Here is a 20,965-nt window from a genome sequence, read left to right on the forward strand (position 1 = left end):
CTGCACCCACGAGATCAGTGTTGCACGATTTTCGTGTCACACGAACTTCGTGTCAACGCTTCAAACGCAGTTCCGCTGCTTGCGCATGGGCCTGCAGGCCCTCGCCGTAGGCCAGGGTGGCAGCGATCGGGCCCAGCACCTGGGCGCCGGCCTCGCTCACCTCGATCAGGCTGCTGCGCTTCTGGAAGTCGTACACGCCCAGCGGCGACGAGAACCGCGCCGTGCCCGAGGTGGGCAGCACATGGTTGGGGCCGGCACAGTAGTCGCCCAGGCTCTCGCTGGTGAAGGCGCCCAGGAAGATCGCGCCGGCATGGCGCAGCAGCGGCTCCCAGCGGTGCGGGTCGTCGCTGCTGACTTCCAGGTGCTCGGGCGCGATGCGGTTGCTGATGGCGCAGGCTTCCTCCATGCTGCGCGTGCAGATCAGCGCGCCGCGGCCTTCCAGGCTGGCGCGGATCACGTCGCGCCGGGGCATGCCGTCGATCAGCCGGTCGATGGCGTCCTGCACCCGGGCGATGTAGCCGGCGTCGGGGCACAGCAGGATGCTCTGCGCCAGCTCGTCATGCTCGGCCTGGCTGAACAGGTCCATCGCCACCCAGTCGGGCGGCGTGCTGCCGTCGGCCAGCACCAGGATCTCGCTGGGCCCGGCAATCATGTCGATGCCCACCTGGCCGAACACCCGCTTCTTGGCGCTGGCCACGTAGGCATTGCCCGGGCCGGTGATCTTGTCGACCTTGGGCACCGTGGCCGTGCCGTAGGCCAGCGCCGCCACCGCCTGTGCGCCGCCGATGGTGAAGGCGCGGGTGACGCCGGCCACGTGGGCGGCCGCCAGCACCAGGTCGTTGCGCTCGCCACGGGTGGCCGTGCCGCCCGCCCCGCTGCCGCCGGTGGCCACGCTGCCGCGCACCGGCGTGGGCACCACCATGATGATCTCCTGCACGCCGGCCACATGCGCCGGCACGGCATTCATGATCAGGCTCGACGGGTACGCAGCCTTGCCGCCCGGCACGTAGATGCCCACCCGGTCCAGCGGCGTCACCTTCTGGCCCAGCAGGGTGCCGTCGTCGTCGCGGTAGCTCCAGCTCTCGCCACAGGCCTTCTTCTGGGCCTCGTGGTAACTGCGCACACGCCGGGTGGCGGCCTGCAGCGCCTCGCGCTGCGCAAGCGGCAAGCCGTCGAAAGCCGCCTTGAAGTCGGCCTGCGACAGCTCCAGCGCCGCCACGCTGTCGGCCGCCAGGCCGTCGAAGCGGGCGGTGCAGTCCAGCACCGCCGCATCGCCCCGCTGCTGCACGTCGGCCAGGATCGCAGCCACCCGCTGCTCGATGGCGTCATCGGTCTCGGCCGACCAGTGCAGCACGCGCTGGAACTCGGCTTCGAAATCGGCGCTGGCCGTGGACAGGTGGCGGATTCGGACGGACGGCATGGCAACGGACTCGGTGGAGAGGTCAGCCCGCGGCGCGGGCGAAGGCATCGATCAGCTGGCGCAGCGGCTCGCGCTTCAATTTCAGCGCCGCCTGGTTCACCACCAGCCGGGCGCTGATGTCGAGGATGCGTTCCACCTCGACCAGGTGGTTGGCCTTGAGCGTGCTGCCGGTGGACACGAGGTCGACGATGGCATCGGCCAGGCCGGTCAGCGGCGCCAGCTCCATCGAGCCGTAGAGCTTGATCAGGTCGACATGCACGCCCTTGTCGGCGAAGTGCTGGCGGGCGATCTGGGTGTACTTGCTGGCCACGCGGATGCGCGAGCCCTGCTGTACTGCGGCGGCGTAGTCGAAATCGGCCCGGGTGGCCACGCTGATGCGGCAGCGGGCGATCTTCAGGTCCACCGGCACGTACAGGCCGCAGGCGGCCAGGTCGTCGCTGTGTTCCAGCAGGGTGTCCAGGCCCACCACGCCCAGGTCGGCGCCGCCGTGCTCCACATAGGTGGGCACGTCGCTGGGGCGCACCAGCACCACCCGCACACCCGGCAGGCTGGTGCCCAGGATCAGCTTGCGGCTCTTCTCCGGGTCGTCGGTCACCGCGATGCCGGCGGCGGCCAGCAGCGGCAGGCAGTCGTCGAAGATGCGGCCCTTGCTCAGGGCCAGGGTGATGGTGCCCGGCATCACTTCACCCGCTCGATGTCGGCGCCGATGGCCCGCAGCTTGGCTTCCATGCGGTCGTAGCCCCGGTCCAGGTGGTAGATGCGGTCGACCTGCGTCTCGCCCTGGGCCACCAGGCCGGCGATCACCAGGCTGGCCGAGGCGCGCAGGTCGGTGGCCATCACCGTGGCGCCCTGCAGCAACGGCACGCCGGTGACCACCGCCGTGTGGCCGTCGACCTCGATGTGGGCACCCAGGCGCACCAGCTCGTTCACATGCATGAAGCGGTTCTCGAAGATCGTCTCGCTGATGCGTGCGGTGCCGGTGGCGATGCAGTTCACCGCCATGAACTGCGCCTGCATGTCGGTGGGAAACGCCGGGTACTCGCTGGTGCGGAAACCCACCGCCTTGGGCCGGCCGTCCCCGCGCACGCGGATCCAGGGCACGCCGTCGAGCACACCGTCGGTGATGTTGGCGCCAGCCTCGCGCAGCTTGTCGACCAGGGCATCCAGGTGGTGGGCATCGGCGCCCTGCAGCGTCACGTCGCCGCCGGTGGCCGCCACCGCGCACAGGAAGGTGCCAGCCTCGATGCGGTCGGGGATGATGCGGTGCGGCTGCGCCGGCGCGTGCAGCCGCTCCACGCCCTGCACGCGGATGCGGCTGGTGCCGTGGCCCTCGATCTTCGCGCCCATGGCGATCAGCAGCTCGGCCAGGTCGGGGATCTCGGGCTCCTGGGCAGCGTTCTCGAGCAGGGTCTCGCCGTCGGCCAGCACGGCGGCCATCAGCAGGTTCTCGGTGCCGGTGACGGTGACCATGTCGGTGGTGATGCGCGCGCCCTTCAGGCGGGCGGCACGGGCCACGATGTAGCCGTGGTCCACCGTGATGTCGGCGCCCATGGCCTGCAGGCCCTTGATGTGCTGGTCCACCGGCCGCGAGCCGATGGCGCAGCCGCCGGGCAACGACACCCGCGCCTGGCCGAAGCGGGCCAGCAACGGGCCGAGCGCCAGGATGGACGCGCGCATGGTCTTCACCAGCTCGTACGGCGCCTCGGGCGCGCTGATGCGGCTGGCGTCCAGCGTCACCACATCGGGCTGCTCGGCCGCGCGCTCGGCCACCACGCCCATGTTGCGCAGCAGCTTCAGCATGGTGGCCACGTCCTGCAGCTGCGGCACGTTGTGCAGCGTGGTCACGCCGTCGACCAGCAGCGCGGCGCACAACTCGGGCAATGCCGCGTTCTTGGCGCCGGCGATGGCCACCGTGCCGTTGAGCCGGCGGCCGCCGCGGATGAGGAGTTTGTCCATGAGGGGTGCCTGTGTGCAGGCGGCCGCTCGCGGATCAGGGGGCCGGGGCGCACTGCGGGGCGCCAGAACGGCCACCCGCTGCGTGCTGCCGCGGGTGTTGTGTCAGTGGGGGTGGTGCGGGGCTGCCGGGGTGGCTGCCCATTCCGCCGGGGTGAGCGTCTTCATCGACAGCGCGTGGATCTGCTCGCGCATTCTATCGCCCAGGGCACTGTAGACCCGCTGGTGGCGGCGCACCCGGGCCAGGCCTTCGAACTCGGCCGAGACGATGGTGGCAAAGAAGTGGCGGCCGTCGCCCTCCACATCCAGGTGTTGGCAGGGCAGGCCGGCGGCGATGAAGCCGCGCACCTCGTCGGCAGTGGGTTCAGACATGGCGCAATTATCGCCCGCCGGTCATGGCCGGATCTTGTAGCCGGTCTTCAGCAGCCGCAGCGCGATGGCACTGACCACCAGGAAGGCCGTGCCCACCACCGCCAGGCTGACCCAGGGCGACACATCGCTGGTGCCGAAGAAGCCGCGCCGGAAGCCGTCGATCATGTAGAAGAACGGGTTCAGGTGGCTGGCCTCCAGCCAGAACGGCGGCAGGCTGTGCACCGAATAGAACACGCCCGACAGGAACGTCATCGGCATGATGATGAAGTTCTGGAAGGCCGCCATCTGGTCGAACTTGTCGGCCCACAACCCGGCGATCAGCCCCAGCGCGCCCAGCATGCCGGCGCCCAGCGCGGCAAACACCAGGATCCACAGCGGCTGCGCAAACGCCGGCGGCGCAAACCACACGGTGACCAGGAACACGCCCAATCCCACCGCCAGCCCGCGCACCACGCTGGCGCCCACATAGCCGACGAACCAGGCCCAGTGCGACAGCGGCGAGACCAGCAGAAACACCAGGTTGCCGGTGACCTTGCTCTGCACCAGACTGCTGGAGCTGTTGGCGAAGGCGTTCTGCAGCACGCTCATCATCACCAGGCCGGGGATCAGGAAGCTGGTGTAGCCGACGCCGTCGAACACCTGCACCTTGTCCTCCAGCACATGGCCGAAGATCAGCAGGTACATCACCGCGGTGAGCACTGGCGCGGCCACGGTCTGGAAGCCGACGTTCCAGAACCGCAGGATCTCCTTCCTGAACAGCGTCTGCGCGCCCGCCAGCCGGATCATGCGGGCACCGCCTGGGGCTGCGCCGGCGCGGCAGAAGGCCGGCCGCCGTTCATGATCTCGACGAACACGTCTTCCAGGTCGGCACGGCCGATCTCCAGGTCTTCGATCCTGACGCCCGCCTCGCGCAACACGGCCAGCAGGTGCTCCACGTCGGGCGCGTCCTTGGCCTTCAGCTGCACGATGCGGCCGGTGATCCGGGCCTGCGCGGCCAGCGTGGCCGGCAGGGCCTGGTCGGTCTTGAAGCGCAGCATGGTGCTGGCACTGGCCGACAGCAGGTTGGCGGTGCGGTCCAGTGCCACCAGCTCGCCCTTGCGCAGCATGCCGATGCGGTGGCACAGGGCCTCGGCCTCTTCCAGGTAGTGGGTGGTCAGCAGCACGGTGTGGCCTTCGCGGTTCAGCCGGGCGATGAAGGCCCACAAGGTCTGGCGCAGCTCCACATCGACACCAGCGGTGGGCTCGTCCAGCACGATGACCGGTGGCCGGTGCACCAGGGCCTGGGCCACCAGCACCCGGCGCTTCATGCCGCCCGACAGTTGGCGCATATTGGCATTGGCCTTGTCGGCCAGGCCCAGCTCCTGCAGCAGCTCGTCGATCCAGGCGTCGTTGTTCTTGACCCCGAAGTAGCCGCTCTGGATGCGCAGCGCATCGCGCACCGAGAAGAACGGGTCGAAGACCAGCTCCTGCGGCACGATGCCCAGCGACATGCGGGCGGCCGCGGCATCGGACTGCACGTCGTGGCCCATCACGGTGACCTGGCCAGCGGTGGCCCGGGTCAGGCCGGCCAGCACCGAGATCAGCGTGGTCTTGCCGGCGCCGTTGGGCCCCAGCAGGCCGAAGAACTCACCACGCTGGATGTCGAACGACACCCCGGCCAGCGCGCGGAAGGTGCCCCGGGCACCGGTGTAGGTCTTCTCGACCTGTTGGAAGCGGACGGCGGGCATAGGGGCGCGATTGTAGGGAGGGGGTTGGCCTGCGGCAGGCGCCAAGGCGTCATGTCAGGGACAGCCACCGCATCCGGCAGGGGCGCGAGGTGCTAGATTGGCCGATGCTCTGAAACGTCCCATGCCCGACGCCAAAACCCCTGCTCCTGCCGACAAGCCCACGGCCAAGTCCGCCGCCAAGAAGCCGCGCCGCACTGCCGAGCGCATCCTGGAAGTGACGCTGGACCTGTTCAACCGCTTTGGCGAGCCCAATGTCAGCACCACGCTGATCTCGGCCGAGCTGGGCATCAGCCCGGGCAATCTGTACTACCACTACCCGGCCAAGGACGAGCTGATCAACGCGCTGTTCGACCGCTACGAGCGCGGCCTGACCGATCTGCTGCATGCCGCCGACAACGTGCGCAACGTCGAGGACGCCTGGCTGTTCTTCCACATGCTGTTCGAGCTGATCTGGCAGTACCGCTTCCTCTACCGCGACCTGAACGATCTGCTCAGCAAGAACCGCCGGCTGGAGACGCACTTCCAGTTCGTGCTCAAGAACAAGTCGCGTGCGGTGGCCCAGGTGCTGGATGGTCTGACCCGCGGCAGCAGCCTGCGCATCGACCGCCGCGAGAGCGAGACCGTGGCCAGCGCCATGGTGGTGGTGCTGACCTACTGGCTCAGCTACGAGTACGTGCGCGACCCGCGCCGTGCACTGGAGCCCGAAAGCGCCGCCGCCGCCCTGTCACGCGGCGCGTACCACGTGCTGAGCCTGCTGATGCCCTACCTGGAGCCGCAGTCGCGCGAGCACCTGTTCCAGATCGCCGGCGCCTACCGCAGCAACGACTGACACCCACGACACCCGACAAGGAGACAAGACCATGGCCAAGTGGACCGCCTTTCCCTACGACGACACCAGCTATGCACACGATGCCGCCGGCCTGAAGAAGCACTGGGCCCGCCTGCACATCGGTGATGCCGAGCCGCTGCCGAAGGAGGCCGCGGTGCTCACCGCCTGGGGCCACTTCCACGCCGGTGAGTTCCAGAAGGCGCATGACGCCGGCCTGAAGGCGGGCGGCGCCGGCATCACCGTGGCCAACAAGGCCCAGAGCATCTACGCCACCTACCTGGAGAAGAGCGAGAAGATCCGGCTGGCGATGTTCCAGGAAGTGGCCGCCCGCGCCGAGGCGCAGATCGCCGAGGACGCCAAGAACCCCAATGCCCACTACTGGCTGGCCTATGCGCTGGGCCGCTACGGCCAGGGCATCAGCGTGGCCAAGGCACTGGCCCAGGGCCTGGGCAGCCAGGTGAAGAACGCGCTGGAGACCACCATCAAGCTGGCTCCGAAGCATGCCGATGCCCACATCGCGCTGGGCGCCTTCCATGCCGAGGTGATCGACAAGGTGGGCAAGCTGCTGGGCCGCACCCAGGGGGCCGACGCCGCCACCGGGTTGAAGCTGTTCCAGCAGGCATTGAAGCTGAATCCCGGCTCGGCCATCGGCATGGTGGAGTACGCCAACGGCCTGGTGATGCTGGAAGGCGACAAGCGGATGAAGGAAGCCGAGAAGCTCTATGCCCAGGCCGCCGCCTGCACCGCCGCCGATGCGATGGAGCGGCTGGACATCGAGATGGCCAAGGCCGAGCTCGAAGACTGATTCAGGCTCAGCTCAGGACGAGGTTGTCCCGGTGGATCAGCTCGGGCTCGTTGGCAAAGCCCAGCAGCCCGGCGATCTGTGAGGAGGGCTTGCGGGCGATGAGCCGCGCCTCGGTGCTGGCGTAGTTGGCCAGGCCGCGGGCGATCTCCACGCCGGCGGCCGAGCGCACCGCGATCACGTCGCCACGCTGGAAGTCGCCGTCCACCTCGGTCACGCCGATGGGCAGCAGGCTCTTGCCCTCGTCGCGCAGTTTCAGCACCGCGCCGTCGTCCACCACCACCGCGCCACGCAGCTGCAGGTGGTCGGCCATCCACTGCTTGCGCGCCGCCAGCTTGGGCGTGCCGGCCAGCAGCGCGGTGCCGATGGCCTCGCCGGCGGCCAGGCGCAGCAGGGCGTCAGGCTCGCGGCCCCAGGCAATCACCGTGCTGGCGCCGCTGCCGGCCGCCCGTTTGGCGGCCAGGATCTTGGTCAGCATGCCGCCGCGGCCGATGGCCGAGCCAGCGCCGCCGGCCATCAGCTCCAGCGCCGGGTCGCCCGCCGCGGCTTCGTCGATGAAGCGGGCATCAGGCACCTTGCGCGGATCGGCCGAATACAGGCCGCGCTGGTCGGTCAGGATCACCAGCGCATCGGCCTCCACCAGGTTGGCCACCAGGGCGCCCAGGGTGTCGTTGTCGCCGAACTTGATCTCGTCGTTGACGACGGTGTCGTTCTCGTTGATCACCGGAATCACCTGCAGCTGCAGCAGCGTCAGCAAGGTGCTGCGGGCATTCAGGTAGCGCTCGCGGTCGGCCAGGTCGGCGTGGGTCAGCAGCACCTGGGCGCTGCCCATGCCGTGGGCACGCAGCTGGGTCTCGTACATCTGCGCCAGGCCCATCTGGCCGACGGCGGCGGCGGCCTGCAACTCATGCAGCTCGGTCGGGCGGGTGGTCCAGCCCAGGCGCTTCATGCCCTCGGCGATGGCGCCGGAGCTGACCATCACCACCTCGCGCCCCTGCTGCGACAACGCGGCCAGCTGGCGACACCAGTTGCCCACCGCCTCGGCGTCGATGCCGCGGCCCTCGTTGGTGACCAGGCTGGAGCCCACCTTCACCACGATGCGGCGGGCGTGCTTCAGCACCTCAGTCATCGGCGGGCTCCGCCATGGCCACCGGGGTGGGCGCGTCGAAGCGCGGGTCGATTTCGGGCGGGGCCTGCACCTTGTGCGCGGCCACGTGCTCGTAGATGGCCTGCACCATGGGATCGAGCCCCTCGCGGGCCAGCGCCGAGACCTGGAACACCGGGCCCTTCCAGCGCATGCGCTTGATGAAATCCTTCACCAGGGCGGCGCGGTCTTCGGTGGGCACCATGTCCAGCTTGTTCAGCACGATCCAGCGCGGCTTCTCGTACAGCGCCTCGTCGTACTTGCGCAGTTCCTTGACGATGCCCTTGGCCAGCGCCACCGGGTCAGCACCGTCGAATGGCGCCATGTCGACCACATGCAGCAGCAGCCGGGTGCGCTGCAAATGGCGCAGGAACAGGTGGCCCAGACCGGCGCCGTCGGCCGCGCCCTCGATCAGGCCGGGCAGGTCGGCCACCACGAAGCTGCGCTCCGGGCCGGCACGCACCACGCCCAGGTTCGGGTGCAAGGTGGTGAACGGGTAGTCAGCAATCTTGGGGCGGGCATTGCTGATCGCGGTGATCAGCGTGCTCTTGCCGGCATTCGGCAGGCCCAGCAGACCGACATCGGCCAGCACCCGCAGTTCCAGCTTCAGCTTCTTCTGCTCGCCGGGCCAGCCGGGTGTCTTCTGGCGCGGCGCACGGTTGGTGCTGCTCTTGAAGTGCAGGTTGCCGAAGCCGCCGTCGCCGCCCTTGGCCAGCAGCACCGGCACATCGGGCTCCAGCAGCTCGGCCAGCACTTCCTCGGTCTCGGCATCGCGCACGATGGTGCCCACCGGCATGCGCAGCACGATGTCCTCGGCTGCCGCGCCATACTGGTCGGAGCCGCGGCCGGCCTCGCCGTTGCGCGCCTCGTGGCGGCGGGCGTAGCGGTAGTCGATCAACGTGTTCAGGTTGCGGTCGGCCACCGCGAAGACGCTGCCGCCGCGGCCGCCGTCACCGCCGTTGGGGCCGCCGAACGGGATGAACTTCTCGCGTCGAAAGCTCATGCAGCCCGCGCCGCCATTGCCGGCTGCGATGTCGATGGTGGCTTCGTCGACGAATTTCATGGTGGTCCATCCCAAAAAACGCAAAAGCCCCGGCAGGCCGGGGCTTGGATCAGACCGGCAGCATGCCGCCGGCCCGCAGGCCTGAAGCTCAGACCGGGGTGACGATGACCGTCTGGCGGTTCAGCGCACCCTTGGTGGCAAACGACACCTGGCCATCGACCAGCGCGAACAGCGTGTGGTCCTTGCCCATGCCGACATTGTCGCCGGCGTGGAAACGGGTGCCGCGCTGGCGCACGATGATGGAGCCGGCCGGCACGGTCTGGCCGCCGAACACCTTCACGCCGAGCATCTTGGGTTGCGAGTCGCGGCCGTTGCGGGTTGAGCCGCCGCCCTTTTTCTGTGCCATGGTTCAAAAACTCCTGATGACGGGACGTTGCGGGCCTCAGACGCCGATGGCGCCGATTTCCAGCTCGGTGTAGGTCTGGCGGTGGCCGCCGTGCCGCTGATAGTGCTTGCGGCGACGCATCTTGAAGATGCGCACCTTGTCGTGCTTGCCGTGCGAGACCACGGTGGCTTTCACCGTGGCGCCGGCCACCAGGGGGGTTCCGATCGTCAGGTCGGCGCCGTTTCCGACGGCCAGCACCTGGTCGATCACGATCTCCTGGCCCACGTCCGCTGCTATCTGTTCTACCTTGATCTTTTCGCCGGCAGCAACCTTGAATTGCTTGCCACCGGTTTTAATGAGCGCGTACATAAGTGCCTCTGGGGTTGTTCACTTCCATCCAACGTCGGCAACCAGCCCGGGCTTGCCGATCCCTCGGCCAACGCCGAAGGAACCCGCGATGATAGCAGACGATCCGGGTTTGCACGCAGATTTCATGCATCCAGCGGCTGTCTCGTTGCTGAGTCGGCCCCAACCCTGAGGCCAGCCCGTCGGCGCCGGGACCGGTCGGCGGGGGCTCCCTATAATTTAGGGTCATCCCTCGACCCGAGCCTCTGTGAACGACCTCCTCACCCCTCCATCGGCCGACATCGACCCGATGGCCGCCGACATGCAGCGGGTGGACGAGGTCATCCGTCTGCGCCTGGCCTCGGACGTCGCGCTGATCAACCAGATCTCCCATTACATCGTCAGCGCCGGCGGCAAGCGCATCCGCCCCCGTCTGGTGCTGCTGGTCGCCCAGGCGCTGGGCTTCGTCGGGCCAGAGCGGCACGAGCTGGCCGCCACCGTCGAGTTCATCCACACCGCCACGCTGTTGCACGACGACGTGGTCGACGAATCCTCGCTGCGCCGCGGCCAGCAGACGGCCAACGCGCTGTTCGGCAATGCCGCCAGCGTGCTGGTGGGCGACTTCCTCTACTCGCGCGCCTTCCAGATGATGGTCGGCGTCAACCGCATGCGGGTGCTGGAAGTGCTGGCCGACGCCACCAACGTGATTGCCGAGGGCGAGGTGCTGCAGTTGATGAACATGCACGACCCCGACCTGGCGGTCGACGATTACCTGCGTGTCATCCGCTACAAGACGGCCAAGCTGTTCGAGGCCAGCGCCCGCCTGGGTGCGGTGCTGGCCAATGCCCCGCGCGAGGTGGAGGAAGCCTGCGCCGACTGCGGCCGCGCCCTGGGCACGGCCTTCCAGCTGGTGGACGACCTGCTCGACTACGAGGGCGACACCCACGCGTTGGGCAAGAACGTCGGCGATGACCTGCGCGAGGGCAAGCCCACCCTGCCGCTGCTGGTGGCCATGGCGCGCAGCTCCGAGGCCGACCGCCAGCTGATCCGCCAGGCCATCGAGCATGGCGAGCTCGACCGCCTGCAGGACATCATCGCCATCGTGCGCCAGACCGGGGCGCTGCAGGCCACCCGCCAGGCCGCGCGCGACGAGGCAGATGCCGCGGCGAAAGCACTTTCTGCACTGCCCGATTCAGCAGCCCGGCAAGCTCTGCTAAACTTATGTGCTCGGTCGGTGGAGCGATCCTCCTGAACCGACATCACCATCGGGGTGTAGCTTAGCCTGGTAGAGCGCTACGTTCGGGACGTAGAGGCCGGAGGTTCGAATCCTCTCACCCCGACCAGATCTGTTGTCCTTCGCGGACTGAAAAGCCCCTCCTGCAGGGGCTTTTTCACGTCCGGGCCCGGCCTTCGCCTGCCATCCACTTCCTGAACTGGTGGCCGATGCCCACGGTTCTAGGCGTTACAGTCGACGATTGATCGGTCATCATGGCGCGGTCAGCTGTCGTCACCTGCCGCGAAGCCGCCTTGGAAACTCTGGTCGAACCACCGCAATCGTCGTTGTCTGGCGTGGCCCGGGTGCTGGTGCATGCGGGCAAGCTCAGCAGCAAGGCGGCCGAAGACCTGGCCAAGTCGGCCAAGGACCGCCGCATCAGCTTCATCGGCGCGGTCATCGCCTCGGGTGCGGTGTCGGCCTTCGATCTGGCGCACACCCTGTCCACCGCCCTGGCGCTGCCGCTGCTGGACCTGTCGGCGGTCGATTTCGAACGGCTGCCCAAGAACATCGTCGAACCCAAGCTGGCGGTGCAGTACCAGCTGGTGATGCTGGGGCGCCGTGGCAACCGCCTGTTCATCGGCGGCGCCGACCCCACCGACCAGGAGGCGGTCGAGCGCATCAAGTTCGCCACCCAGCTGTCGCCCGAGTGGGTGATCGTCGAGTACGACAAGCTGGCGCGCATCATGGAGTCGCAGGGCGCGACGGCCACCGAGACACTGGAAGCGCTGACCGCCGAGGACTTCGAGTTCGACGTCACCGACGATGCCAGCGCACCCGAGGCTTCCGAGGTGGTGGCGGAAGTGGAAGACGCGCCGGTGGTGCGCTTCCTGCAGAAGATGCTGATCGACGCGATCAACCTGCGCGCCTCCGACCTGCACTTCGAGCCCTACGAATACCACTACCGGGTGCGCTTCCGGGTCGACGGCGAGCTGCGCGAGATCACCCAGCCGCCGCTGGCGATCAAGGAAAAGCTCGCCTCGCGCATCAAGGTCATCAGCCGGCTGGACATCGCCGAGAAACGCGTGCCGCAGGACGGCCGCATGAAGATGAAGTTCGGCAACAAGGCGATCGACTTCCGGGTGTCGACCCTGCCCACCTTGTTCGGCGAGAAGATCGTGATCCGGATCCTCGATCCGTCCAGCGCCAAGGTGGGCATCGAGGCCCTGGGCTACGAGAAGATCGAGAAGGAGCGCCTGATGGCCGCCATCGTGCGGCCCTATGGCATGGTGCTGGTCACCGGGCCCACCGGCTCGGGCAAGACGGTGTCGCTCTACACCTGCCTGAACATCCTGAACCAGCCTGGCGTGAACATCTCCACCGTGGAAGACCCGGCGGAAATCAACCTGCCCGGCGTCAACCAGGTGAACGTGAACGACCGCGCCGGCCTCACCTTCTCGGCGGCGCTGAAGTCCTTCCTGCGGCAGGACCCGGACATCATCATGGTCGGCGAGATCCGCGACCTGGAGACCGCCGACATCGCCATCAAGGCCGCCCAGACCGGCCACATGGTGATGAGCACGCTGCACACCAACGACGCGCCGACCACGCTGACCCGGCTGCTGAACATGGGCGTGGCGCCGTTCAACATCGCCAGCAGCGTGATCCTGATCACGGCCCAGCGGCTGGCGCGCCGGCTGTGCGAGAACTGCAAGACGCCGGCCGACTACCCTCGCGAGGCGATGCTGCGCGCCGGCTACACCCCCGAAGACCTGGACGGCACCTGGAAGCCGTTCCGCGCCGTGGGTTGCAACAGTTGCAACAGCGGCTACAAGGGCCGGGTGGGCGTTTACCAGGTGATGCCGATGACCGAGGCGATCCAGCGCATCATCCTCAGCGAAGGCACGGCCATGGACATTGCCCAGCAGGCCCAGCGCGATGGCGTGCGCGACCTGCGCCAGTCGGGCCTGGTCAAGGTGCGCCTGGGCGTGACCACGCTCGAGGAAGTCATCGCGGTGACCAACCAGTGACGGCGCCGATGGTCCATCGCCGCCGGCCACAACGCCGCGGCGCGCCCTGAGCACCGCAGCAACCCATCCGATCCGGAGCACGCATGGCGACTGCAACAGCCGCGAGAAACGTCAAGGAACTGGTCTTCGAGTGGGAAGGCCGGGACAAGAACGGCAAGGTGGTGCGCGGCGAGATCCGCGCCGGCGGCGAGGCCCAGGTCAGCGCCAACCTGCGCCGCCAGGGCATCCTGCTGACCAAGGTGAAGAAGCGCCGCACCAGCGGCGGCAGCTCGATCAAGCAGAAGGACATCGCCCTCTTCACCCGCCAGCTGGCCACGATGATGAAGGCCGGCGTGCCGCTGCTGCAGGCCTTCGACATCGTCGGCCGCGGCGCCACCAACCCGCGGCTGACCAAGCTGCTGGGCGACATCCGCTCCGATGTGGAGACCGGCACCAGCCTGTCGGCGGCGTTCCGCAAGCACCCGATGCACTTCGATGCGCTGTACTGCAACCTGGTGGAAGCCGGCGAGGCCGGCGGCATCCTGGAGCAGCTGCTCGAGCGCCTGGCGATCTACCAGGAGAAGACGCTCGCCATCAAGAGCAAGATCAAGTCGGCCCTGATGTACCCGATCGCGGTGCTGGTGGTGGCCTTCCTGGTCGTCGTGATCATCATGATCAAGGTGATCCCGGCCTTCAAGGAGGTGTTCAGCTCCTTCGGCGCCAACCTGCCGGCACCCACGCTGATGGTGATCGCGATGTCGGAGTTCTTCGTCGCCTACTGGCCGATCATCTTCGGCCTGATCGGTGGTGGCGGCTACATGTTCATGCAGAGCTGGAAGCGATCGGTGAAGATGCAGATGGTGATGGACCGGCTGCTGCTGAACCTGCCGATCTTCGGCCCGCTGATCAACAAGTCGGTCATCGCACGCTGGACACGCACGCTGTCGACCATGTTCGCCGCCGGCGTGCCGCTGGTCGAGGCGCTGGATTCGGTGGGCGGCGCCTCGGGCAATGCGGTGTATGCCGAGGCCACCACCAAGATCCAGCGCGACGTGTCCACCGGCAGTGCGCTCACCACGTCGATGCAGAGCACCGGCGTGTTCCCGAACATGGTGATCCAGATGGCCTCCATCGGCGAGGAATCCGGCTCGCTGGACCACATGCTGGGCAAGGCGGCCGAGTTCTACGAGGACGAGGTCGACGACATGGTCAAGGGCCTGTCCAGCCTGATGGAGCCGATCATCATCGTGGTGCTGGGCACGGTGATCGGCGGCATCGTGGTGGCGATGTACCTTCCCATCTTCCAGATCGGCCAGGTGGTCTGACCAATGGGGGTCCCGTCGGCGGAGGTGCTGCTGTCACCCTGGGTGCTGGGTCTGCTGGGCCTGGTGATCGGCAGCTTCCTGAACGTGGTGATCCACCGGCTGCCGCAGCTGCTGGAACGTGAATGGCTGGGTGATGCCGCCGGCTACCTGCAGGATGAGGCGGCCATCGGCCGCGTTTTGGGCAGCAGCCCGCAGCGCACCGCCGAGCTGGGCCGCCAGGGCGCGGCGTTGGCCGCCGACGTGCAGGCGCTGCCGGCGATGAGCCTGTCGCGCCCGCGCTCGCGCTGTCCGCAGTGCGGCCACCAGCTGGCCTGGCACGAGAACATCCCGCTGCTGGGCTGGCTGCGGCTGGGCGGCAAGTGCTCAGCCTGCGGCACCCGCATCTCGGCGCGCTACCCCATCGTCGAGGCGCTGACCGGCCTGCTGTTCGCCGGTGCCGGCTGGCTGGCCGGCCCCACCCCCGCCGCCGCGGTCTACTGCCTGGCGCTGGCGCTGCTGGTGGCCGCCGCCTTCATCGACCTGGACACCACCCTGCTGCCCGACGACCTGACCCTGCCGCTGATCGGCCTGGGCCTGGTGGCGGCCTGGCTGACGTGGACGCCGGTGGCGCTGCCCGATGCCGCGCTGGGCGCCTTCTTCGGCTACTTTTCGCTGTGGTTCGTGGCCTTCGTCTACAAGCTGGTGCGCGGCGTGCAGGGCATGGCCGAGGGCGACTTCAAGCTGCTGGCCGGCCTGGGCGCCCTGCTGGGCTGGCAGGCGCTGCCCAGCATCATCCTGCTGTCGTCGGCCGTGGGTGCGGTGGTCGGCATCTTCATGATCGTGGCCCGCGGGCATGGCCGCAACGTGCCGATCCCGTTCGGGCCTTACCTGGTCGGCGGCGGGGTCTGCGCGCTGTTCTTCGGCACCCAGCTCAGCCAGCTGTGGCCGATCCCGTGAGCAACGGCATCCGCCACATCGGCCTGACAGGGGGCATCGGCAGCGGCAAGAGCACGGTGTCGGCCCTGCTGGTGGCGCATGGCGCCACGCTGGTCGACACCGATGCCATCGCCCACAGCCTCACCACCCCCGGAGGCCCCGCCATGCCGGCGCTGCGCCAGCGCTTCGGCGATGACGTGGCCGATGCCAGCGGCGCACTCGACCGTGCCCGCATGCGCAGCCTGGTGTTCGCCGACCCGGATGCCAAGCGCGCGCTCGAAGGCATCCTGCACCCGATGATCGGCGCCGAGGCCCAGCGCCAGGCGGCGGCTGCCCACGGCGTGGTGGTGTTCGACGTGCCGCTGCTCAGCGCCGCCAGCCACTGGCGCGCCGCCTGCCAGCGCATCCTGGTGGTCGACTGCAGCACCGAGACCCAGGTGCAGCGGGTGATGGCCCGCTCGGGCTGGCCCGGCGAGCAGGTGCGCCGCGTCATCGCCCAGCAGGCCACGCGTGAACAGCGCCGGGCGCTGGCCGACGCGGTGCTGTTCAACGACGGCCTCAGCCGCGACGCGCTGGCCGCCGAAGTGGCGCAGCTGTGGGCCTGCTGGATCGGGCCGGCCACAGGCTGAAGCCTGCGGACGCTGTGGAACAATCGGCCACGCCGGCGGGTCAGCCAGCCACGGCTGCAACCCGGCCTGTGCCACGAGGAAGCCCCTTGGTCCTGTACGAATACCCCTTCAACGAGAGCATCCGCACGATGCTCCGGCTGGAGCACCTGTTTGACCGGCTGGGCCAGCTGCTGCCGCGGGATGCGGCCGTGGACCACCACTTCGCCCTGGTGACGATGTTCGAGATCATGGACGTGGCCGCCCGCGCCGATCTCAAGAGCGATCTACTGAAGGAGCTGGAGCGCCACAAGGCCCAGTTGGTGGCCTACCGCAGCAACCCGCAGGTGTCGCAGGCTGCGCTGGATGGCGTCATCGGGCGCATCGATGCGGCCTTCCAGGCGCTGAACCAGCAGCCCGGCAAGGCCGGCCAGGCCCTGGCCGGGCATGAATGGCTGACCAGCGTGCGCAGCCGCATCAACATCCCCGGCGGCACCTGCGAGTTCGACCTGCCGGTCTACTACGCCTGGCAGCAGCATGCGCCTGCCAGCCGGCGCGCCGACCTGCTGGGCTGGGTGGCCACGCTGGAGCCGCTGGCCCAGGCGCTGCAGCTGCTGCTGGGCCTGGTGCGCGATGCCGGCGTGCCGCACAAGGTGGTCAGCCAGGGCGGGCAGTTCCAGCAGAGCCTGCCGCAGGGCCGCAGCTACCAGCTGCTGCGCCTGCGCATCGACGGCAGCGACGGCCTGGTGCCCGAGATCACCGGCCACCGGCTGATGGTGCAGGTGCGGCTGATGCGCCCGGACACCGACGGCCGGCTGCGCCCCGCGGCGGTCGACATGCCGTTCGAACTGTCGCTGTGCGCATGACCGCCAACCCACCCGCCGCCGAGCCCCGCCGCGTGCCCTGCCCCACCTGCAAGCGGCCGGCGGTGTTTGCGCCCAGCAACCCGTCGCGGCCGTTCTGCAGCGAGCGTTGCCGTGGCGTCGACCTGGGCGCCTGGGCCAACGAAAGCTACCGCGTCGCCGCGCCGCCCGGCCGCGAGGACGACGACACCCTGCCCGACGGCGCGTGAACACCGCCGCAGTCCCCCCGCCGGTGGCAGCGGCACCGGCCTGGCGCCGCTGGGCCAGGCGCCTGGGGTGGCTGCTGGCGATCCTGGCCCTGCTGGTCGTTGCGGCGTGGTGGGGGGTGCCGGCGCTGCTGAAGTCGCAACTGCCGCCGCGGCTGGGCGAGGCCCTCGGCCGGCCGGTCAGCCTGGCCGACGCCCGCTTCGACCCCTGGGCGATGGCCGTCGAGCTGCAGGGCCTGCGCATCGGCGCTGCCGCGGTCAACGCGCCGCCGCAGCTGCAGATCGACCGCCTGCACCTGGACCTGAACCTGCCGATGGCGCTGCGCCACCGCGCGCCGGTGGTCGACGCGCTGACCATCGACGGCCTGCAGCTGCGCCTGGCCCGCACCGGCGACGGCCGCTTCGACATCGACGACCTGATCGCCCGGTTCACGCCGTCGCCGCAGGCCAAGCCGTCCGACGAACCGGCCCGCTTCGCGCTCTACAACCTGTCACTGCGCAACGGCAACCTGCGCTTCGACGACCAGCCGGTGGGGCGGGTGCACGCCGTGCAGGCGCTGAGCCTGAGCCTGCCCTTCCTGTCGAACCTGCCCGGCGACACCGTCATCCACACCCAGCCGCGCCTGGCCTTCCGGCTCAACGGCACGGCCTTCGACACCGGCAGCCAGGCCCTGCCGTTCGCCGAGACCCGCAGCGGCGACCTGCGCCTGCAGTTCCAGGACCTGGACCTGGCGCCCTGGCTGCCGTATCTGCCCGCCAGTCTGCCGGTGCGGCTGCAGCGTGGCCGCCTGGCCAGCGATCTGCAGCTGCACTTCGTCGCGCCGCCGCAGGGCACGCCGACGGTGGCGCTGAAGGGCCGCGTCGGTCTGCGGGACATCGCTGTCGCCGGGCCGGGCAACGCACCGCTGGCGGCCTGGCAGGCCCTGTCGCTGGAGCTGACCGATGTGCAGCCGCTGGTGCGCAAGCTGGCCTTCGGCCGGCTGCAGATCGACGGCCTCGTGCTGGACGTGGCGCGCGACGGCCAGGGCCGGCTGAACCTGCTGCAGCTGCAGGCGCCGGCCGCGGCCGCCGCGCCGGCGGCACCCGCCAGCGCCACCACTGCGCCCGCAGGCGGCTGGCAGCTGTCGCTGGCGGCCATCGGCCTGCAGGAGGCCCAGTTGCGCTGGCACGATGCCAGCCTGCGCCCGGCTGCCGACTACACCCTGGCCGGCGTGTCGCTGCAATTGCAAGACATCCGCTGGCCCACGCCAGGCCCGGTGCCGGTGGCGCTGAAGGCGGCGCTGCACCGCGGGGCCACCGCTGGCACCACCCCGGCAGCCAGCCTGGCGATCGACGGCACGGCCAATGACCAGCAGGCGGCGCTGACCCTCAGCCTGGACGGCCTGGACCTCGCCGCGCTGGCACCCTACACCGCCGCCGCCCTGCAGCCGCGGCTGAGCGGCCAGCTGGCGGCCAAGGCCCAGCTGCGCTGGGCGGCCGAGCCCGCCGCGCTGGCCCTGCAGCTGGACGATGCCACCTTGCAGAACCTGCAGCTGCTGGCCGGCACCGGCCGCCAGGCCACCCGGCTGGCGGGGCTGAAGTCGCTGCAGCTGGCCGATGCCCGCATCGACCTGCTGGCGCGGCAAGTGGCCGTGGGCACGCTGCGCATCGACCAGCCTGCCGCCCAGCTGGCCCGGTTGGCCGACGGGCAGATCGACCTGTCGGCCTGGCTGCCGCAGCCTGCGCCCGGCGCGGCGGCGCCTGCGTCCACCTCCAATGCAACGCCTGCTGGGCCGGACTGGCGCCTGGCGCTGCAGACCCTGGCGGTCCAGGGTGGCCGCCTGGCCTGGACCGATGCCGCGGCCGCCACCGACGGCCAGCCGCTGCGGGCCGAACTGTCGGGCCTGGCGGTGCAGTGGCAGGGTCTGGCCTGGCCGGCGACGGCCAAGACACCGCCGTCACGCCTGCGCTTGTCGGCCAGGCTGGGCGCGCCCAGCCAGCCCGGGGCAGTGGTGCCGCCCGGCCGCATCGACTGGACTGGCCGCGTCGGTCTGGTGCCGCTGCTCGCCGATGGCCGGCTGCAGCTCGACCGACTCCCGGTGCATCTGTTCGTGCCTTATGCCGACGATGCGCTGCCGGCGGCGCTGCTGCATGCCGACGCCAGCCTGTCGCTGCAACTGCGCGCGCTGTCGACGCCGGCCGGCCTGCAGCTGAACACCGATGGCGATCTGCAGATCACCGAGGTGATGCTGCACACCCGCCCCGGCCCGGGCGAGGCCGCCGGCAGCGAGCTGCTGAGCTGGGAATCGCTGGCGCTGCAGGGCCTGTCGGTGACGCTGCGCCCGCCCGCCAAGCCGCAGATCGAGGTGCGCGAACTGAGGCTGACCGACTTCTACAGCCGACTGGTGATCACCGAGCAGGGCCGCTTCAACCTGCAGGACATCGCAGCCACCGAGCCCGAGGTGGCGGCTGCGGCCCCGGCACCGGCCGCCAGCGCCACCGCTGCTGACCCGGGCCTGCCGATCGACCTGGCGCTGGGCCAGACCACGCTGCGCAACGGCCGCGTCGATTTCAGCGACCGCTTTGTGCGGCCCAACTACAGCGCCCGGTTGACCGAACTGAACGGCACGGTCGGCGCGCTGCGCTCGGGCACCCGCGAGATGGCCACCATCAGCCTGCGCGGCCGGGCGGCCGACACCGCGCTGCTGGACATCAGCGGCCAGCTCAACCCCACGGTGCAGCCGCTGGCGCTGGACATCCGCGCCAAGGCGACCGACCTGGAGCTGGCGCCGCTGTCGCCCTATGCCGGCAAGTACGCCGGCTATGCCATCGAGCGCGGCAAGCTGAGCATGGACGTGGCCTACCGCATCGACGCCGACGGCAAGCTCGATGCCAAGAACCAGGTCGTGCTGAACCAGCTCACTTTCGGCGAACGGGTCGAATCGCCCAGCGCCACCCAGTTGCCGGTGCTGCTGGCGGTGGCGCTGCTGAAGGACCGCAACGGCGTCATCGACATCAACCTGCCGGTCAGCGGCACGGTGAGCGACCCGCAGTTCAGCGTCGGCGCCATCATCTGGAAGGTGATCGTCAACCTGCTGGGCAAGGCGCTGACGGCGCCGTTCTCGCTGCTGGCCGGCGGCGGCGCCGACGACCTGAGCCAGGTGCAGTTCACCCCCGGCACCGCACGCATCACCGATGCCGGCCGCAGCGCGCTGGACAAGGTGGCCACCGCGCTGCAGGAGCGCCCCAGCCTGACCATGGCCGTCACCGGTGCCGCCGACACCGTGTCCGAGCGCGACGACGCCCGGCGCAGCCTGCTCGACGAGCGGTTGGCCGCCGAGGCCCGGCGCGACCGGGCGCGCAGCGCGCCGCCGGCGCCGGCCGCTGCGGCCTCGGCAGCCGCCGCGCCACCGGCGCCGCTGACCGCCGCCGAGCGCGCGGCCGCCCTCAAGCGCCTGTACCAGGCGACGCCGCTGCCCGACCGGCCACGCAACCTGATCAACCAGCTCAAGGACATCCCGCCGGCCGAGATGGAAGCCCGGCTGCTGGCCGGCATCGCCGTCAACGACGACACCATGCGCGCCCTGGCGCTGCAGCGCGGCCTGGCGGTGCGCGACGCGCTGATCGCCAAGGGCCTGCCCACCGAGCGGCTGTTCCTGGCCGCGCCCAAGCTGCGGCTGTCAGGCGAGGGCGACGCCGCCTGGGTGCCGTCGGTCAGCCTGAACCTCAGCGTCGCCCGCTAGGTGCTGCCGGGCCTTCGTGGCCGGGCCCCTCTTGAAAGCTGGATCGGCGCCCCTATAATCATTGCTAGCACTCGCTTGGTATGAGTGCTAACAATCCCGGCACCGTCCGGTTCGTTCCCGCTGCCTG

20 protein-coding genes and 1 tRNA gene are annotated in these 20,965 nt (G+C 69.6%); 11 read left to right on the forward strand and 10 right to left on the reverse strand.

Annotation, left to right across the window (positions count from 1 at the left end; genetic code table 11):
- Window positions 1-52 precede the first annotated feature (52 nt).
- The 6 genes from hisD to FFT10_RS16240 form a co-directional block, all read right to left on the reverse strand.
- A complete protein-coding gene (gene hisD, locus FFT10_RS16215; protein ID WP_137733887.1) occupies window positions 53-1,420 on the reverse strand; it encodes a histidinol dehydrogenase in 1,368 nt (455 codons plus the stop codon).
- A 22-nt stretch (window positions 1,421-1,442) separates the two neighbouring features.
- Window positions 1,443-2,099 carry an ATP phosphoribosyltransferase gene (hisG, locus tag FFT10_RS16220; RefSeq protein WP_137733888.1) on the reverse strand — a complete coding sequence of 219 codons (657 nt, stop codon included), beginning with the start codon at window positions 2,097-2,099 and terminating at the stop codon, window positions 1,443-1,445.
- Complete coding sequence (gene murA, locus FFT10_RS16225; protein WP_137733889.1) at window positions 2,099-3,376, reverse strand: UDP-N-acetylglucosamine 1-carboxyvinyltransferase; 1,278 nt, start codon at window positions 3,374-3,376, stop codon at window positions 2,099-2,101. The genes hisG and murA overlap by 1 nt, the downstream gene beginning before the upstream one ends.
- A gap of 102 nt (window positions 3,377-3,478) precedes the next feature.
- On the reverse strand, window positions 3,479-3,745 hold the full coding sequence (locus tag FFT10_RS16230; protein ID WP_137733890.1) for a BolA family protein: 267 nt from the start codon (window positions 3,743-3,745) through the stop codon (window positions 3,479-3,481).
- Window positions 3,746-3,766: 21 nt separating this feature from the next.
- On the reverse strand, window positions 3,767-4,531 hold the full coding sequence (locus FFT10_RS16235) for an ABC transporter permease (RefSeq protein ID WP_174246120.1): 765 nt from the start codon (window positions 4,529-4,531) through the stop codon (window positions 3,767-3,769).
- A complete protein-coding gene (locus FFT10_RS16240) occupies window positions 4,528-5,472 on the reverse strand; it encodes an ABC transporter ATP-binding protein (RefSeq protein WP_137733891.1) in 945 nt (314 codons plus the stop codon). The genes FFT10_RS16235 and FFT10_RS16240 overlap by 4 nt, the downstream gene beginning before the upstream one ends.
- 121 nt (window positions 5,473-5,593) lie before the next feature.
- Here FFT10_RS16240 and FFT10_RS16245 point away from each other — a divergent pair, with 121 nt between their 5' ends.
- Both FFT10_RS16245 and FFT10_RS16250 read left to right on the forward strand, forming a co-directional pair.
- Entirely contained in the window at window positions 5,594-6,301 is a 708-nt protein-coding gene (locus FFT10_RS16245; RefSeq protein ID WP_137733892.1) for a TetR/AcrR family transcriptional regulator, read from the forward strand.
- A 31-nt stretch (window positions 6,302-6,332) separates the two neighbouring features.
- On the forward strand, window positions 6,333-7,106 hold the full coding sequence (locus FFT10_RS16250; RefSeq protein WP_137733893.1) for a hypothetical protein: 774 nt from the start codon (window positions 6,333-6,335) through the stop codon (window positions 7,104-7,106).
- 7 nt (window positions 7,107-7,113) lie between these two features.
- Here the strand turns inward: FFT10_RS16250 and proB are convergent, their stop codons facing one another.
- The 4 genes from proB to rplU all read right to left on the reverse strand — a co-directional run bounded on the left by proB (window position 7,114) and on the right by rplU (window position 10,004).
- Entirely contained in the window at window positions 7,114-8,232 is a 1,119-nt protein-coding gene (proB, locus tag FFT10_RS16255; protein ID WP_137733894.1) for a glutamate 5-kinase, read from the reverse strand.
- Entirely contained in the window at window positions 8,225-9,310 is a 1,086-nt protein-coding gene (gene cgtA / locus FFT10_RS16260) for an Obg family GTPase CgtA (RefSeq protein WP_137733895.1), read from the reverse strand. Before cgtA ends, proB begins: the two co-directional genes overlap by 8 nt.
- Before the next feature lie 88 nt (window positions 9,311-9,398).
- Window positions 9,399-9,656 carry a 50S ribosomal protein L27 gene (gene rpmA / locus FFT10_RS16265; protein ID WP_137733896.1) on the reverse strand — a complete coding sequence of 86 codons (258 nt, stop codon included), beginning with the start codon at window positions 9,654-9,656 and terminating at the stop codon, window positions 9,399-9,401.
- Between the two features lie 36 nt (window positions 9,657-9,692).
- On the reverse strand, window positions 9,693-10,004 hold the full coding sequence (gene rplU / locus FFT10_RS16270; RefSeq protein WP_137733897.1) for a 50S ribosomal protein L21: 312 nt from the start codon (window positions 10,002-10,004) through the stop codon (window positions 9,693-9,695).
- A 286-nt stretch (window positions 10,005-10,290) separates the two neighbouring features.
- Between rplU and ispB the strand changes: the two genes are divergently transcribed.
- The 9 genes from ispB (at window position 10,291) to FFT10_RS16315 (ending at window position 20,838) form a co-directional block, all read left to right on the forward strand.
- Entirely contained in the window at window positions 10,291-11,232 is a 942-nt protein-coding gene (ispB, locus tag FFT10_RS16275) for an octaprenyl diphosphate synthase (protein ID WP_137734019.1), read from the forward strand.
- A gap of 14 nt (window positions 11,233-11,246) precedes the next feature.
- Window positions 11,247-11,323: transfer RNA gene (locus tag FFT10_RS16280), tRNA-Pro, on the forward strand.
- Window positions 11,324-11,468: 145 nt separating this feature from the next.
- A complete protein-coding gene (gene pilB / locus FFT10_RS16285; RefSeq protein ID WP_137733898.1) occupies window positions 11,469-13,223 on the forward strand; it encodes a type IV-A pilus assembly ATPase PilB in 1,755 nt (584 codons plus the stop codon).
- Between the two features lie 83 nt (window positions 13,224-13,306).
- Window positions 13,307-14,527 carry a type II secretion system F family protein gene (locus tag FFT10_RS16290; protein WP_137733899.1) on the forward strand — a complete coding sequence of 407 codons (1,221 nt, stop codon included), beginning with the start codon at window positions 13,307-13,309 and terminating at the stop codon, window positions 14,525-14,527.
- Window positions 14,528-14,530: 3 nt separating this feature from the next.
- Complete coding sequence (locus tag FFT10_RS16295) at window positions 14,531-15,463, forward strand: prepilin peptidase (protein WP_137733900.1); 933 nt, start codon at window positions 14,531-14,533, stop codon at window positions 15,461-15,463.
- The gene (gene coaE, locus FFT10_RS16300; RefSeq protein WP_228027142.1) at window positions 15,460-16,071 is read left to right on the forward strand and encodes a dephospho-CoA kinase; all 612 of its coding nucleotides are present in this window, start codon (window positions 15,460-15,462) and stop codon (window positions 16,069-16,071) included. The genes FFT10_RS16295 and coaE overlap by 4 nt, the downstream gene beginning before the upstream one ends.
- 86 nt (window positions 16,072-16,157) lie before the next feature.
- Entirely contained in the window at window positions 16,158-16,913 is a 756-nt protein-coding gene (zapD, locus tag FFT10_RS16305; protein ID WP_137733901.1) for a cell division protein ZapD, read from the forward strand.
- On the forward strand, window positions 16,910-17,119 hold the full coding sequence (locus FFT10_RS16310; protein ID WP_137733902.1) for a DNA gyrase inhibitor YacG: 210 nt from the start codon (window positions 16,910-16,912) through the stop codon (window positions 17,117-17,119). The genes zapD and FFT10_RS16310 overlap by 4 nt, the downstream gene beginning before the upstream one ends.
- Window positions 17,116-20,838 carry a DUF748 domain-containing protein gene (locus tag FFT10_RS16315; protein ID WP_137733903.1) on the forward strand — a complete coding sequence of 1,241 codons (3,723 nt, stop codon included), beginning with the start codon at window positions 17,116-17,118 and terminating at the stop codon, window positions 20,836-20,838. The genes FFT10_RS16310 and FFT10_RS16315 overlap by 4 nt, the downstream gene beginning before the upstream one ends.
- Window positions 20,839-20,965: the final 127 nt, after the last annotated feature.

It is taken from the genome of Pseudaquabacterium pictum, assembly GCF_005403045.1.
In the GTDB taxonomy this organism is placed as follows: Bacteria; Pseudomonadota; Gammaproteobacteria; order Burkholderiales; family Burkholderiaceae_C; genus Pseudaquabacterium; species Pseudaquabacterium pictum.